We start from the raw sequence: 13,395 nt of genomic DNA on the forward strand, positions 1-13,395 counted from the left end.
TTTATGATGAAACCTAACAATGTAATTGGGATTATTTACATTGAAAGAAGTAAGCCACTATCTAATCGAAAATAAGAATATGGCATGGTCCATCACTATGTGTTTGGTTGCTGTGCTGCTTACTATTTTTATTTTAAATTTAATTTTAGGTTTGCTCGTTCATTTTTTTGATTATAGTCAGCCCATTTGGTGGCACATTTTAAGTCCTTATTTTGTCGCACTATTACTTTTTATTATGGTTTGGTCTGTAGTTACCGAACTTTATATCCTGCGTAAAGGTGGACATTCTTTAGCGAAACAACTTAAAGCACGTCGTTTGGTGAAAGAAGAAAGTACCCCAGAAGAACTTGCAGCATTAAAAATTACAGAAAATTTGGCGCAGAATTTCTCACTAAAAGTTCCAACCTTGTATGTTTTACCTGATGAAGTCGGGGTCAATGCACTCACAGCAGGTTTTCACCCTAAAGATATTGTGATTATTCTGACATGGGGAGCCTTGCAGAATCTGGATAAACTTGAACTATATGGCTTGTTGGGCCATGAGTTTAATCAGATTTTATCGGGGGAGGCAGTTGAAAACACTAAATTAAAGATTTTATATAGTGGTTTAACAACCTTTAGTCAGTGGGGTAGTAAATTAGCGAAACAGGGTTTTAAACGTTATAGCCCAGGTTATAAGCATAAGTTTGAAACCGTCTTTGTTGCGGTGGGTGGTGTAATTTGGTTAGCGGGTAGCCTTGGTGTATTGATTACCCGATTTATTAAATACTTAACTCTGAGTGGACGCACATTTCGTAATGACCAAAAAACAGTGCGATTATTAAAAAATAGTGCGAATACCCAGACTTTATTGCGTATTTATGTTCACCATTCGGGTTCTCAAATTCATAGTGCTTATTCCGAATCCATCGCACATATGTGTTTTGCAAACTCACTTAGCCCTCAAAGCTGGATGAATATTCATCCGAGTATTCGTGAACGCATTTATGAATTAAACCCGACTTTGCTACAAGATTTACAATTAGAAAATTTAAAAAAACTACGTAACCGTCCGTTATTTAGCTTATTTCATTTTTTAGAGGAATCTGAGAAAGAAATTTATATTCCGTGGTCATCTCCACAGCCCTTGCCTTTACTAAGGTTGTCGCCTATTAGTTTTGCACTAAATGATGCCATTAAGCCTCTTAGTAGTGATGTGCGTCGCAATAAAAAGCGCCCTGAGCTAATTCAGCGTGCGCTACAAACGGCTACAGGGTCACGTGAAGTAATGGTGGCTATTTTGATGATTCGTCAATATCGAGAATTCATCCCTAAAGATGCGCCAGTTAGCCATGCCATTATTGATGCCTTATTAAATCTGGATGGTCGTATTCATATTCAGATATTCCATGATGCCTGTAAAAACATTGGACATATGCCGGCAAGCATTGCGCGGCAATTTCTCACAAAACTAGCGCTCATTATTCAAGAAGATGGCGAGATTGGGTTGCTGGATGCACTTTTGTTAGAACGGGTTAAATATGAACTGAATTTGATGCCGCTGCATTTACCAACTGCATTTGAAGAAGTAAAACCCCAAATTGTTCGCTTGGTTGACGCTTTACTTCATGTTCAACAAATTAACAGCCCAAATCAGTTAGAAGTCCGTGATCGTATTTTACGTTCTTTGCTCAATCCTGATGAAATGAATATTTATGATGAAATTTCGGATGAGCCTTTAGATCTTGCTGAAATTTTAAATGATATTGCGGGTTTATTGTTACGTGACCGTCTGAGTATTTTAGCGATTGCGGAAATGTGCTTGTGGAGCGACCGCATTATCACTCAAGATGAGTTGGACGTACTTGAATTGCTTTATTGGCGTTTCGGCTTTGAGACAGAAGAAATTGTTGAGCAAATGCAAAAAAGAAATAGTGTTATGATTATTTAAAAGACATCTATGATTATAAAAACAGCTGAACGAAATAAAACACTGAAAAAAAAACTGAAGCCCGTTAGAATGTAGATTGAGTAGAGGTATTGATTCAAACATGATTGGGCAGCAAAGAAATATACTGGCAACTTTAGGAATTGATTTATGGATTCCTAAGACACAGGTGTGCCAAAAAAATAATGCTCAAAGCCTTTGGCGAGATCATGTTGTTGAAGAACCTGAACCGATTATATTGCCTTCTGTAGAACCAGTCATTCTTGAGCAGCCTACAAAGCCACAAATCAACGACATTCCAAAAGTTGAACCTGAAATTGTGGCGCCAGTCTCAATAGATGTTCAGCCCGTTATAGCACCTCACAATGAAGTGCAAGCACCTGTAATTAAGATTGCATCATTTGAGTTGCAGGCTTTTTCTCTTGAAAAATGTGTTATTTTTTTAGATGTTACGAATTTAAGCGAAGAAGAAAAACAGCTTTGGAGCAACATACAAAAAGCAAAAATAGGGCAGTATGCTGAATTAAAATGGCCTTTTCCTTTAGCGACTTATCAAGATCAACGGGGTGCTGGTTCATATATACAAGGCTTTTTAGATGCTGTCGCAGCAGAGAAAAAGATATTGTGTCTTGGTGACTGTTCTTATATTCAACACGCGAATATTATTCATTTAGCAAGTTTAAAAGAAATGCTGGAGAAACCACTCCTTAAAAAAAGGTTATGGAAATTAATGCAAGATAACAACGAGTAGTAGGGATTTACATGAAAAAAGTTGTAGTATTTAGCCAAATTGATGAAGAAATTTTGTCTCGATTACAACAGAATTATCATGTTGTAGTTCTTAACCCAAAACTGGGTGATATTAATGAACAAATACGACAACACGTTGTAGATGCTGACGGGATGATTGGTGCAGGACGGTTACTGAATGAAAATAACCTTGCACCAGCCCAAAAACTAAAAATTATTTCATCTGTAACGGTGGGCTATGACAATTATGATCTGGCTTATTTAAATCAAAGAAAAATCTGGTTATCAAATACGCCTCATGTTTTAACAGAAACAACAGCTGATCTTGCTTTTACATTATTACTAAGCGCTGCTAGAAAAGTTCCTTTTCTTGATCATTGGACAAAGCAAGGTGAATGGAAAAGAACTGTAGGGCCTCAGCAGTTTGGTTTGGATGTTTTTGGAAAGACATTGGGAATTATTGGGCTTGGTAATATTGGGGCTGCAATTGCTCGACGTGGTTTTTATGGATTTAACATGAATATTGTTTACCATAATCGTCGTGAAAAGCCTGAATTAGCTGAGCCATTAAACGCACAATATCTTGGTTTGGATCAATTACTACAGCAGTCCGATTTTGTAGTAACCGCAGTTGATTTAAATAACGAATCGAAAGCTTTAATGGGCAAAGCTCAATTTGAGCTTATGCAGAAACACGCTATTTTTATTAATATTGCACGTGGTTCAGTGGTTGATGAGCAAGCTTTGATTGAGGCTTTGCAGCAAAATCAGATCTTTGCTGCTGGTTTAGATGTGTATGAAAAAGAACCTTTACAAGATTCAGCACTTTTTAAACTGCCAAACGTGGTCACTTTACCTCATGTAGGTTCAGCTACTGCTGAAACCCGTAAGAAAATGGCAAATCTTGCCTATAAAAATCTGGTTGATGCTCTAGAGAATAAAACTCCTAGATATTTGGTAAACCCAAACTTTGTATAAGTGATGAATAACACTTCATTGCAAAACTAGTCGATTTCGAGTGATATAGTAAAAGTCTATTGATTGAACATCATTTTTTATGGTTTACATCAGTAGGCTTTTTTTATGGTTTAATTTTAATAGAGAAAAACTTTTGAGATTTTTGCCAGTTATTTTAAGTGCGACTTTTATAGCAAATGCTGCGTATGCACAGTCTTTCGACCCTCGGTCATCTGCGAATCAGGTGGAAATTCCAAATATTGGAAGTGGGATAGGCTTGCTTGATCAACAAAAAGAAAAATTTATTGGTGAAAAAGTATTCCGTGAAGTTCATAAACAAATGCCAGTTCTCCAAGATATCTGGCTCGAAGATCAATTTTTCCAAGTATTTTCAAGTATTTTGAGTGAGACTCAACTTGGTCAGCCTATTGGTCTAGTTGTAATTAAAGATCCACAAATCAATGCATTTGCTGTTCCGGGTGGTTTATTCGCGCTTAATACTGGCCTTATTGCTTCAGCTCGCAATATTGATGAAATTGCTGGGGTTATGGCGCATGAAATTGCACACGTATCTCAAAGACATTTTAGTCGTTCAGAGGAAGCCTTTAAGGGGCAAACTTTATTAAGTTTGGCTGGGCTTTTGGCGGGCGTGGCAATCGCTGCACAGGGCGGTGGAGATGCTGGGGCAGCAGTGATGTTGGGAACACAGGCTGCACTAATGGATAGCCAGTTAACATATAGTCGAAATCAGGAACGTGAAGCAGACCGTATTGGCATGCAATATATGTATGCAGCGGGTTATAACCCTCAAAGTATGGCAGACTATTTTGAAACAATGCACCGTGCGACGAGTCGGGTAAGTTTTTTACCAGATTTCTGGCTGACTCATCCATTGACGACTGAGCGTATGAGTGAAGCTCGACTTCGTGCGAACCAGATGCCTAAAGTCAAAAATCGTATATATGATGCCGATTTTGAAATTTTAAAATGGTACACAATGGTGGTTTCAAATCAGGCTACTGAAAATCAACTACAGAGTTTGGCCTCTCAAAAAAATATTGCAGGTCTTATTGCTTTGGCAGCTTTTTACGTAAAACAAGGTGATTATGCACAGGCACAGTCTACCTTAGATCAAGCCAAATCTAGCGGAAAACCTCTTGTTGCGCTATTGCAGACCGATATTTATCTAGGGCAAAACAAGCTGGATCAAGCCTATACTTCAATTGCTTCTACACAAATGACTATGCCTGAAAATAGAGCTTTTAGCTATAAATTGGCTGAAGTGCTATTACGTCAAGGAAAATTTGCACAAGTTCAAACTCTTGTTCAACGATTTATTAATAAAAACCCAAGAGATATACAAGGTTGGCAATTTTTACAGCAAGCTGCTAATTTGGACAAGGCAGGAAAGTTGAGAGCAGTTAATGTTTTGCGCTATCGAGCAGAAGCTGAATATTGGTCGGGGAGTGAAGAAAATGCAATTAAATCGATGTTGCATGCTCAACGATTAGCAAAAGACAATCAAGCAATGTCGGCTAGAATAGACAGTAGATTAAAACAAATGCAAGATGAGCGACGAATGAAAATCTAAAAATATATCTTTTAAAATTTTCAGATATGCAAATATGCACAAACTAAAAGGAATTTTGGTTTGAAGGAATATAAAATTTAAGAGAGAAAATTAAGCTAATTTAGCTTTAATTTTTGCTGAAACGATAGAAGGATCGGCACGCCCGGCTATGATCGGACGTAGAGAATTCATCACCTTACCCATATCTTTCATGCTAGTTGCTTCTTGAGCAGAAATCGTTTGCTCAATGAGAGAATCAAGCTCTTCCTCAGTCATAGCTTCTGGTAGAAACTGAGATAAAATCTCAGCTTCGGCTTGTTCTTTACTAGCTAAATCATCACGACCAGCACCTTCAAAGGCTTTGATCGATTCTTTACGTTGTTTAATTTGCTTTTCAATGACCGCAAGAACCTGAGCGTCGCCAAGCTCTATGCGCTCATCGACTTCGATTTGCTTAATTGCTGCTTGTAGACTACGCAAAACCGTCACTGTTGCCATATCTTTGGCACGCATAGAAGTTTTTAATGCATCAGTAATTTGGTTTTTTAAAGTAGTCATAATTCAGCAGTCAATCACAAATTAATTAGTAAAGGCGAGTAGTACGTACAGATTCGCGAGCCAATTTCTTTTGGTAGCGTTTAACTGCAGCAGCTTTTTTACGCTTACGTTCTTGAGTTGGTTTTTCGTAGAATTCGCGTTTACGAACGTCAGCTAAAACACCAGCTTTTTCGCATGAACGTTTGAAACGACGGATAGCTACGTCAACTGGTTCGCCTTCTTTCAACTTAACTTGTGGCATGTAAAATCCTCTAGATTATGGATAAGATCAAGCACACTATTGTGCCGGATCACAAGTGAAGGTCAGTATTTTACTCATTTACAACTCATATCACAAGTCTATAATAGCGATTGCAATATTTTGACTCATATAAAAGGCAGTTTTGATGATTGTTTTAGGCTTGGAAACTTCTTGTGATGAAACAGGGTTGGCACTTTATGATAGCGAACTCGGCTTACGGGGACAGGTTCTTTATAGCCAGATTAAACTTCATGCCGAATATGGTGGAGTAGTACCTGAACTCGCTTCTCGTGACCATGTTCGTAAATTAATTCCTTTAATGAATCAACTGCTTGAACAAAGTGGAATAAAAAAACAAGAGATTGATGCAGTTGCTTATACGCGTGGTCCTGGCTTAATGGGAGCCTTAATGACAGGGGCTTTATTTGGAAGAACTTTAGCTTTTTCTTTAAATAAACCTGCAATTGGTGTTCATCATATGGAGGGGCACATGTTGGCACCTCTACTTTCAAGTCAGCCACCCGAATTTCCATTTGTTGCATTGCTAGTTTCAGGTGGACATACACAATTAATGGCAGCTCACGGTATTGGTCAATATGAACTTTTGGGTGAGTCTATTGATGATGCAGCTGGAGAAGCTTTTGATAAAGTTGCAAAAATGATGAGCTTGCCATACCCAGGCGGTCCCAATATTGCAAAATTAGCTTTAAGTGGTAATCCGTCAGCATTTGAATTTCCGCGACCAATGCTTCACCAAGGTTTAGATTTTTCTTTTAGTGGTTTAAAAACAGCGGTTTCTGTGCAATTGAAAAAATTGAATGGTGAAAACCGAGACGCGGATATTGCAGCTTCATTCCAAGAAGCAATTGTAGATACCTTGGTAAAAAAATCAGTAAAAGCTCTAAAGCAAACTGGACTGAAACGTTTAGTTATCGCAGGTGGCGTAAGCGCAAATTTACGATTACGTGAACAGTTGGAAAGTTCATTGGGTAAAATTAAGGCACAAGTTTACTATGCTGAACCTGCCTTATGTACTGATAATGGTGCAATGATTGCTTTTGCTGGTTATCAACGTTTAAAAGTAGGCCAACATGATGGTTTGGCAGTAACGACAACACCACGTTGGCCAATGACGGAACTCACGATTCCTGAATAAAACTATTCATCTTGAAAGGCATTTTGGTTTTCGACATCAATGTATTCGATATAGCCACGGCCTTGAACTTCATTGCCGAAGTAATTACCAGTAAATTTATAGCCACTAGCATAACCACGCCCATGACCATAGCGGAATGGGCAGTCAATTTCTGCCTGAATATTCAAAATAATTTGTTTATTCTCATTTCGAGCAATCCACGAAAAGTATTTCGGAAGTCGCATTTTTTCTCCAGTCGGTGAGATGTAGTCATCGACTTGATGAGAAATAACGTCAAAGCTAACATCTGTATAAATTTCAGCTGGCTGATCAAGATATCTAATATGCAGGGTATAAGCTACAGTCTGTCCCGCAATATCTGCTTTAGTAAGAAGAAGTTGAGTAGTGTCGTTTAAATTAATAATTTGATAAGTAAAAAAATCAAGCGGCAGTTTATAAGCGTCAGGAAGAAGTTTGTTTATGAAACTATGTGGGCCAACTGCTCGTGCATATTCATATGTACAGAGTCCTTCACTTTCAATGCGTTCTGCTTGATAACTTAAAAAGCCTTTAAACTTTGCTAATAAACTAAAATGATCATAAATCGGTGTTTTTATAAACCACGAAACATGTGCTGTAACATCAATATCAAAGTCGAAATCAAGCCCATCATAATGTCCATGGATATGAACTTGCGGGAATTTTCCTTGAATTGAAATTTCTTTGCCTAATTCTATTAAGCTTCCATCTTTATTAATTTGTGTATCTTTGGGAATGATATAAGCCTTAAGTAAAGCTTGCTCAACCGCGGCAGTACTTGAAAAGAACGTGGCTGTTTTTCTGGGGTCTTCATTAATTATGTTGTCATGATCAAAGGCTAGCGCACCGGGCGTGCCTAATAAAATCATAATGTTTAGATAACGATGCGGTTCGGGTAAAAGGGGAAAAAAGATACCGTAATGTGTCCAGCTATAATATTTTTCGTCAACTCGTGGGCGGATGATATGAGACTGAGTAAAAGGAAGAGTTGAGTATTTTTCTGCTTGATCCAAGGCGCCTTGCGCGAGCAATAAGCTTTTACCAAGGACTTTGCTGCCTATTGAAATTTTTGGCAATTGTTTTTTCATATATAAACCTAAATAAGGATAGGACTATCTTTGTTTTAGGTTATGAAAAACAACTGCCAAATCTAAGCGGTTTTCAGGCCAAAGCTAAGGCTTTGCGGGACATTCGTCATTTAATTGTTAGAACAACTGTTTTAACCCATTTAAACCAATCCAGTGCTTTGAGAACTGGTAAGCAGCCCGTCCAGAGCGTTGACCACGCATTTGGCACCAACGTAAACTCTCGGCACGAACTTCATCATTAAAAGACATATTTGCCTTTTGAATATAATGTTCTACGATTTCTAGATATAAATTCTGATCCATTGGATAAAAAGATAACCACAAACCAAAACGATCTGACAAAGAGATCTTTTCTTCAATCGCTTCTTGAGGGTGTAGTTCAGTATATTGAGGAACATCGACCTTGGTTACAGGTGTATTTTCATGCATGAATTCGGGTAACAAATGGCGACGGTTACTGGTTGCATAAATAATAAAATTACTCGCACCAGATTGTAATGAGCCGTCCAATACACTTTTTAAACTACGATAGTTTTCATCTTCAGCATTAAAAGCCAAGTCATCGCAATATACGATGTATTTTTCAGGCCGATTTTGAATGAGTTTTTGAATTTTAGGTAAATCTGCCAAGTCATCACGTTCAATTTCAATTAAACGTAACCCTTGAGGGGCATATTCAGTCAATAAAGCACGAACAATAGATGATTTACCTGTACCACGTGAGCCAGTTAGAAGAACATCATTTGCTGGCAAGCCATTTAAAAATTGCAAAGTATTTTGAATAATTTTTTCTTTTTGGCGTTCAATGCCTTTTAAGTCATCTAAATAAATATTCTTTGGAGTATAGATGGCTTTAAGTTGCTGATTTTCCCATCTAAAAGCAGGTGCAGTAAAATCTGTTTCTTGTTTAGGTTCAGGTAAGACCTGCTGTAACTGATTTAATACAAGTGATAATGTCTGAACTAAATTGTCTGGTAAATCAATGGTAGCCATGGTAAGTCAATCATGTTAAACAGTAATTTACTAGGATACTAACACCGAAATTAACAGGCTGACAAAAAAGTTGTTGCTATACAGTTTATCGGTTTTGCAATTGATTGAAATCTTCAGACCGCGCATAGTGTGGTCATGTCTATTCAGTAAAATCATCTGTGAAGATGAGGACGAAATATGTTTGAAAAAATACGAAGTGATATGAATCCGCATCAGGCTTACCGTATCAAAAAATTACAACGTCAATTAGACATGGCTGAATCTTATGAAGAGTGGAAGTCTTTTGCATTAAAACTAGATGAAGAAACAGGGGTGCAAGAGTGGAAATTCGATAATAGTTCACCTTATTTCGATGCAGAGCTCATTTCTTATCGATATACCTTACTGAAAAGATATCGTCAGCAACATCGAACGCTAGACCTCATTTATTTACTCAAAGAAGGCCTAACCTACGATATTGCAAATATTGGTCACCCAATGCTTTTTGCTGCAACTCATGTGGGCACAAAAAAACTAATTGAAGACTATATTGAAGAAGTTAGCCAAAGCTTGGCCTATATAGCTTCAAGTGAATGTATTACTTTCCAACGCAAAGAAAAAATTGAGTTTTTTGAAAATTGTGAAAAAGCATATGGACAACCGGCTCTTATGTTCTCGGGTGGAGCGACGTTAGGTCTTTTTCACACAGGGGTGTGTAAAGCTTTAATTGAACAGGATTTAATGCCTAAAGTGTTGTCTGGCTCAAGTGCAGGGGCAATTATGACAGGCATGCTTGGAACTTCTGCCAGTGAAGATGTTCAAAATTTATTAAATGGAGAACAATTCTTTAGTGATGCTTTTCATTTTAGAAAACTTCGTGAACTCATTAAGGGAAATGGTGGAATTGCCGATGTGCACTATTTGAAAAAGTTCCTTGTTGAAAACTTAGGTGATCTTACTTTTGAGGAAGCTTTCAAAAAATCTGGTTTAAATATTAATGTGGCGGTTGCTCCCTATGATGCAACAGAAAACCCGCGAATTATGAATGCCATTATGACCCCGAACGTTTTGGTATGGAGTGCTGTGTTGGCTTCATGTGCTGTACCTGTGTTATTTCCACCAGTGCGTTTAACCAGTAAACGTTATGACGGTGAACATACACCTTATATGGCAAATACAAAATGGGTTGATGGCAGTGTAAGAAATGATTTTCCGCAAGAAAGAATGGCACGTCTATATAATTTAAACTACACCATCGCCAGTCAGGTTAACCCGCATATTGTGCCATTTATGCAAAATGATGCTGACCGTTTTCGTAAGGATGTTTTAAGCTGGCCAGAACGTATTTTAAGACGTCAAGGTAAAGTGCTGTCGATGGGAATTATGGACTTTACGCGTCAAAGACTTGGTTCTATTTCTCCGATTAGGAGATTACTCGATCATGGATATGGCGTAATGGGGCAGCGTTATTATGGCGACGTTAATATTATTGCTAAATATGGCCTGAGTCACTATACCTATACTTTGCAAAACCCACGTCCACATTTGTTTAAACGTTTGCAACGAGAAGGGGAGCGCGCGACTTGGCCAAAAATTTCTTCGATTGAGACCCATGCTCGTATTGGCAAGACGATTCAGCATTGCTTAGAAGTTTTGCGTTTTGAAGAAAAGCAACAACAGCCAGAGTCGTACTATGCTGAAGCATGATTTTGCTTCTCATATAGAAAACTTAAAATATGTTACAAAGCCCAGAAGTTCAGCTTTAGGACGGCATCTATGGACATGTTCTATAGATGCTAGAAACTACTGGTTAAAATATCACTTGCCTGAAACTTATGTTCAAAGTGAGCAAGATTTTATACACGAACAATTGTTTTACGAAGAAATTAATCACAAGAAACCTGCGTGGGTTTTACCCTATAAATTAATCGAAGTTACTGCAATTCCTAAATTAAACCATTCATTAGGTCAGGTTTTAATTTTACCTGATACTGATTTGTGGTTTGGTTCATTGCCTCATGAAACTAATTTAACAGATGTGTACCATACGATTTGGTTCGCACTAGATAAGCTCGCGGAACTTCATGGATTGGGTTGGATTCATGGAGATATTAAAAGAGAACACTTTCGAAAGTTTCAGCAAAAACCTTACTTGATTGATTTTGAGAAAGCCCGACTTTTGACGAGTTCAGATTCAGTGATGGATGCAACACCACGTTATATGGCACCTGAACTCTATCAAGGTCATGGCAAGAGTGTACAAAGCGATTTATATGCACTTGGAATTGTTTTGTATGAATGGTTAGCGCAAACTCGCTTAGAAGCAGGGAATTACTATGATTGGGCAGTATTGCATTGCCAAAATTTAACCATTCAATTACCAATACAGTTTATGAATTTTTATCCATTACTTTCAGGTTTATTGCAAAAACAACAAAAAAATAGGTTTGCAAACGCATTTGAAGCGCTGAATTGTTTAAAAGCAGTTTCAATCTGATAAAAATCATTGATCTAGTATCTGTATACAATTTACACGGTCAGTTTTTTTTAGAAAAAAAACACTTGTCACTGTTAGATCTTATCGCTAATATACACAGCCATCGGGGGCGTGGCGAAATTGGTAGACGCACTGGATTTAGGTTCCAGCGCCGCAAGGTGTAAGAGTTCGAGTCTCTTCGCCCCCACCACTTTAAGTTAAATCTTAAAGTTGATTTGGATGTTAAGTCATCTAGATCTTGGAAGAGGATTGGTGTAATGGTAGCATGACGGTCTCCAAAACCGTTCGTCAAGGTTCGAGTCCTTGATCCTCTGCCACATTTATTTTAAATAAATGTCCCAGATGGGGGCGTGGCGAAATTGGTAGACGCACTGGATTTAGGTTCCAGCGCCGCAAGGTGTAAGAGTTCGAGTCTCTTCGCCCCCACCATTAAAAGAAGCAAGACGATGTTCTTGCTTTTTTTATGATTAAATCATTAGCTATTTAATCATAAACATAGAGGATTGGTGTAATGGTAGCATGACGGTCTCCAAAACCGTTCGTCAAGGTTCGAGTCCTTGATCCTCTGCCAATGATTTAAAAATGAAGCTCCTTTTTAGGAGTTTTTTTATTGCCTGAATTTTTAAAGCTCAAATTATTTCAAGTATTCGTTCATATTTTCATCTGCCACTTGATAAGTTATAAGCAGTTATCTTTCTGTTCCTCGATATTTTATCTAATCAGACGTAAGGTGTTGGTTAAGTAGGGAATATGCTAAATTTTTAGTTGCTTTATTAAGTTATTGTTTTTCTGATTTTTATTATAATTTATAAAATTTTTTTCATAAAAAGCTTGAATAGAAATTTATTTCATGTATCATGCTCTTAACTAGAAAAAAGTCTTGTTAGTAAATCTTCTTTAAAGTATCGTAGTTTTAGTCATAATCCTTCGTTTTTTAAGATCTTAACTCAATTTGTTATTCTTTTTTCAAAGTTATGTTAGTGTCATTATTAAATGATACTAAAATATTAGAAATCAGTAGGATATATCATGTCTAATACAGTAAGTGGTACAGTAAAATGGTTTAACGAAACTAAAGGTTTCGGTTTCATTCAACAAGATAATGGTCCAGATGTGTTTGCTCACTTCAAAGAAATTTCTGGCTCAGGTTTCAAAACTTTGCACGAAGGTCAACGTGTAACGTTTACTGTTACTCAAGGGCAAAAAGGCCCAAATGCTGTAAATATTATTCCACAATAATATTTCAGTAAGAAAAAAAGCACTATTTAGTGCTTTTTTTTATTTTAGTCGTTTAAAAGAAATTCTGTTGTTCTTTTAAATGCTATAAAAGCCCTCTATAAGAGGGCTTTTTACTTTATATCCAGTATGTAAGTCTAATAATATCTCTTATCTCTTATCTCTTATCTCTTATCTCTTATCTCTTATCTCTTATCTCTTATCTCTTATCTCTTATCTCTTATCTCTTATCTCTTATCTCTTATCTCTTATCTCTTATCTCTTATCTCTTATCTCTTATCTCTTATCTCTTATCTCTTATCTCTTATCTCTTATCTCTTATCTCTTATCTCTTATCTCTTATCTCTTATCTCTTATCTCTTATCTCTTATCTCTTATCTCTTATCTCTTATCTCTTATCTCTTATCTCTTATCTCTTATCTCTT

At 37.1% G+C, this 13,395-nt stretch carries 12 protein-coding genes and 4 tRNA genes; 12 read left to right on the forward strand and 4 right to left on the reverse strand.

Annotated elements, in window-relative coordinates; all coding sequences use genetic code 11:
• Positions 1–40: 40 nt before the first annotated feature.
• From ACLBWE_RS06685 to ACLBWE_RS06700, 4 genes are all read left to right on the forward strand, one after another.
• On the forward strand, positions 41–1,930 hold the full coding sequence (locus ACLBWE_RS06685; protein ID WP_447601874.1) for a M48 family metalloprotease: 1,890 nt from the start codon (positions 41–43) through the stop codon (positions 1,928–1,930).
• Between the two features lie 100 nt (positions 1,931–2,030).
• Positions 2,031–2,678, forward strand: a complete 648-nt coding sequence (locus ACLBWE_RS06690; RefSeq protein ID WP_447601876.1) for a hypothetical protein — start codon at positions 2,031–2,033, stop codon at positions 2,676–2,678.
• 11 nt (positions 2,679–2,689) lie between these two features.
• The gene (locus ACLBWE_RS06695; RefSeq protein ID WP_447601878.1) at positions 2,690–3,655 is read left to right on the forward strand and encodes a 2-hydroxyacid dehydrogenase; all 966 of its coding nucleotides are present in this window, start codon (positions 2,690–2,692) and stop codon (positions 3,653–3,655) included.
• Between the two features lie 142 nt (positions 3,656–3,797).
• A complete protein-coding gene (locus ACLBWE_RS06700) occupies positions 3,798–5,225 on the forward strand; it encodes a M48 family metalloprotease (RefSeq protein WP_080632212.1) in 1,428 nt (475 codons plus the stop codon).
• A 90-nt stretch (positions 5,226–5,315) separates the two neighbouring features.
• Here the strand turns inward: ACLBWE_RS06700 and ACLBWE_RS06705 are convergent, their stop codons facing one another.
• Both ACLBWE_RS06705 and rpsU read right to left on the reverse strand, forming a co-directional pair.
• Entirely contained in the window at positions 5,316–5,762 is a 447-nt protein-coding gene (locus ACLBWE_RS06705) for a GatB/YqeY domain-containing protein (protein ID WP_003650763.1), read from the reverse strand.
• A 25-nt stretch (positions 5,763–5,787) separates the two neighbouring features.
• Positions 5,788–6,003, reverse strand: coding sequence for a 30S ribosomal protein S21 (gene rpsU / locus ACLBWE_RS06710; RefSeq protein ID WP_001136722.1), 216 nt, complete (start codon positions 6,001–6,003; stop codon positions 5,788–5,790).
• A gap of 145 nt (positions 6,004–6,148) precedes the next feature.
• Between rpsU and tsaD the strand changes: the two genes are divergently transcribed.
• Complete coding sequence (gene tsaD, locus ACLBWE_RS06715; protein ID WP_447601881.1) at positions 6,149–7,159, forward strand: tRNA (adenosine(37)-N6)-threonylcarbamoyltransferase complex transferase subunit TsaD; 1,011 nt, start codon at positions 6,149–6,151, stop codon at positions 7,157–7,159.
• Between the two features lie 2 nt (positions 7,160–7,161).
• On the opposite strand, the gene ACLBWE_RS06720 is transcribed toward tsaD, so the two are convergent.
• On the reverse strand, positions 7,162–8,265 hold the full coding sequence (locus tag ACLBWE_RS06720) for a DUF6670 family protein (RefSeq protein ID WP_447601883.1): 1,104 nt from the start codon (positions 8,263–8,265) through the stop codon (positions 7,162–7,164).
• 117 nt (positions 8,266–8,382) lie between these two features.
• On the reverse strand, positions 8,383–9,258 hold the full coding sequence (locus tag ACLBWE_RS06725) for an ATP-binding protein (protein WP_447601885.1): 876 nt from the start codon (positions 9,256–9,258) through the stop codon (positions 8,383–8,385).
• Positions 9,259–9,435: 177 nt separating this feature from the next.
• Between ACLBWE_RS06725 and ACLBWE_RS06730 the strand changes: the two genes are divergently transcribed.
• The 7 genes from ACLBWE_RS06730 to ACLBWE_RS06760 all read left to right on the forward strand — a co-directional run bounded on the left by ACLBWE_RS06730 (position 9,436) and on the right by ACLBWE_RS06760 (position 12,973).
• The gene (locus ACLBWE_RS06730) at positions 9,436–10,944 is read left to right on the forward strand and encodes a DUF3336 domain-containing protein (protein WP_004643431.1); all 1,509 of its coding nucleotides are present in this window, start codon (positions 9,436–9,438) and stop codon (positions 10,942–10,944) included.
• The gene (locus ACLBWE_RS06735; RefSeq protein WP_447601888.1) at positions 10,931–11,734 is read left to right on the forward strand and encodes a protein kinase domain-containing protein; all 804 of its coding nucleotides are present in this window, start codon (positions 10,931–10,933) and stop codon (positions 11,732–11,734) included. Before ACLBWE_RS06730 ends, ACLBWE_RS06735 begins: the two co-directional genes overlap by 14 nt.
• 105 nt (positions 11,735–11,839) lie before the next feature.
• Positions 11,840–11,924 (forward strand) — tRNA-Leu (locus ACLBWE_RS06740).
• Between the two features lie 53 nt (positions 11,925–11,977).
• A tRNA-Trp gene (locus tag ACLBWE_RS06745) sits at positions 11,978–12,051 on the forward strand.
• Between the two features lie 27 nt (positions 12,052–12,078).
• Positions 12,079–12,163, forward strand: a tRNA-Leu gene (locus tag ACLBWE_RS06750).
• A gap of 68 nt (positions 12,164–12,231) precedes the next feature.
• Positions 12,232–12,305: transfer RNA gene (locus ACLBWE_RS06755), tRNA-Trp, on the forward strand.
• Between the two features lie 458 nt (positions 12,306–12,763).
• Entirely contained in the window at positions 12,764–12,973 is a 210-nt protein-coding gene (locus tag ACLBWE_RS06760) for a cold-shock protein (protein ID WP_003650775.1), read from the forward strand.
• The last annotated feature ends 422 nt before the right edge of the window (positions 12,974–13,395 follow it).

It is taken from the genome of Acinetobacter sp. M5A5_2a (assembly GCF_053345265.1).

Coding starts and splice junctions, on each gene's coding strand:
- ACLBWE_RS06690 (WP_447601876.1), top strand. CDS start 2,031: ATGATTGGGCAGCAAAGAAATATACTGGCAACTTTAGGAATTGATTTA.
- ACLBWE_RS06695 (WP_447601878.1), top strand. CDS start 2,690: ATGAAAAAAGTTGTAGTATTTAGCCAAATTGATGAAGAAATTTTGTCT.
- ACLBWE_RS06705 (WP_003650763.1), bottom strand. CDS start 5,762: ATGACTACTTTAAAAAACCAAATTACTGATGCATTAAAAACTTCTATG.
- rpsU (WP_001136722.1), bottom strand. CDS start 6,003: ATGCCACAAGTTAAGTTGAAAGAAGGCGAACCAGTTGACGTAGCTATC.
- tsaD (WP_447601881.1), top strand. CDS start 6,149: ATGATTGTTTTAGGCTTGGAAACTTCTTGTGATGAAACAGGGTTGGCA.
- ACLBWE_RS06720 (WP_447601883.1), bottom strand. CDS start 8,265: ATGAAAAAACAATTGCCAAAAATTTCAATAGGCAGCAAAGTCCTTGGT.
- ACLBWE_RS06725 (WP_447601885.1), bottom strand. CDS start 9,258: ATGGCTACCATTGATTTACCAGACAATTTAGTTCAGACATTATCACTT.
- ACLBWE_RS06730 (WP_004643431.1), top strand. CDS start 9,436: ATGTTTGAAAAAATACGAAGTGATATGAATCCGCATCAGGCTTACCGT.
- ACLBWE_RS06735 (WP_447601888.1), top strand. CDS start 10,931: ATGCTGAAGCATGATTTTGCTTCTCATATAGAAAACTTAAAATATGTT.
- ACLBWE_RS06760 (WP_003650775.1), top strand. CDS start 12,764: ATGTCTAATACAGTAAGTGGTACAGTAAAATGGTTTAACGAAACTAAA.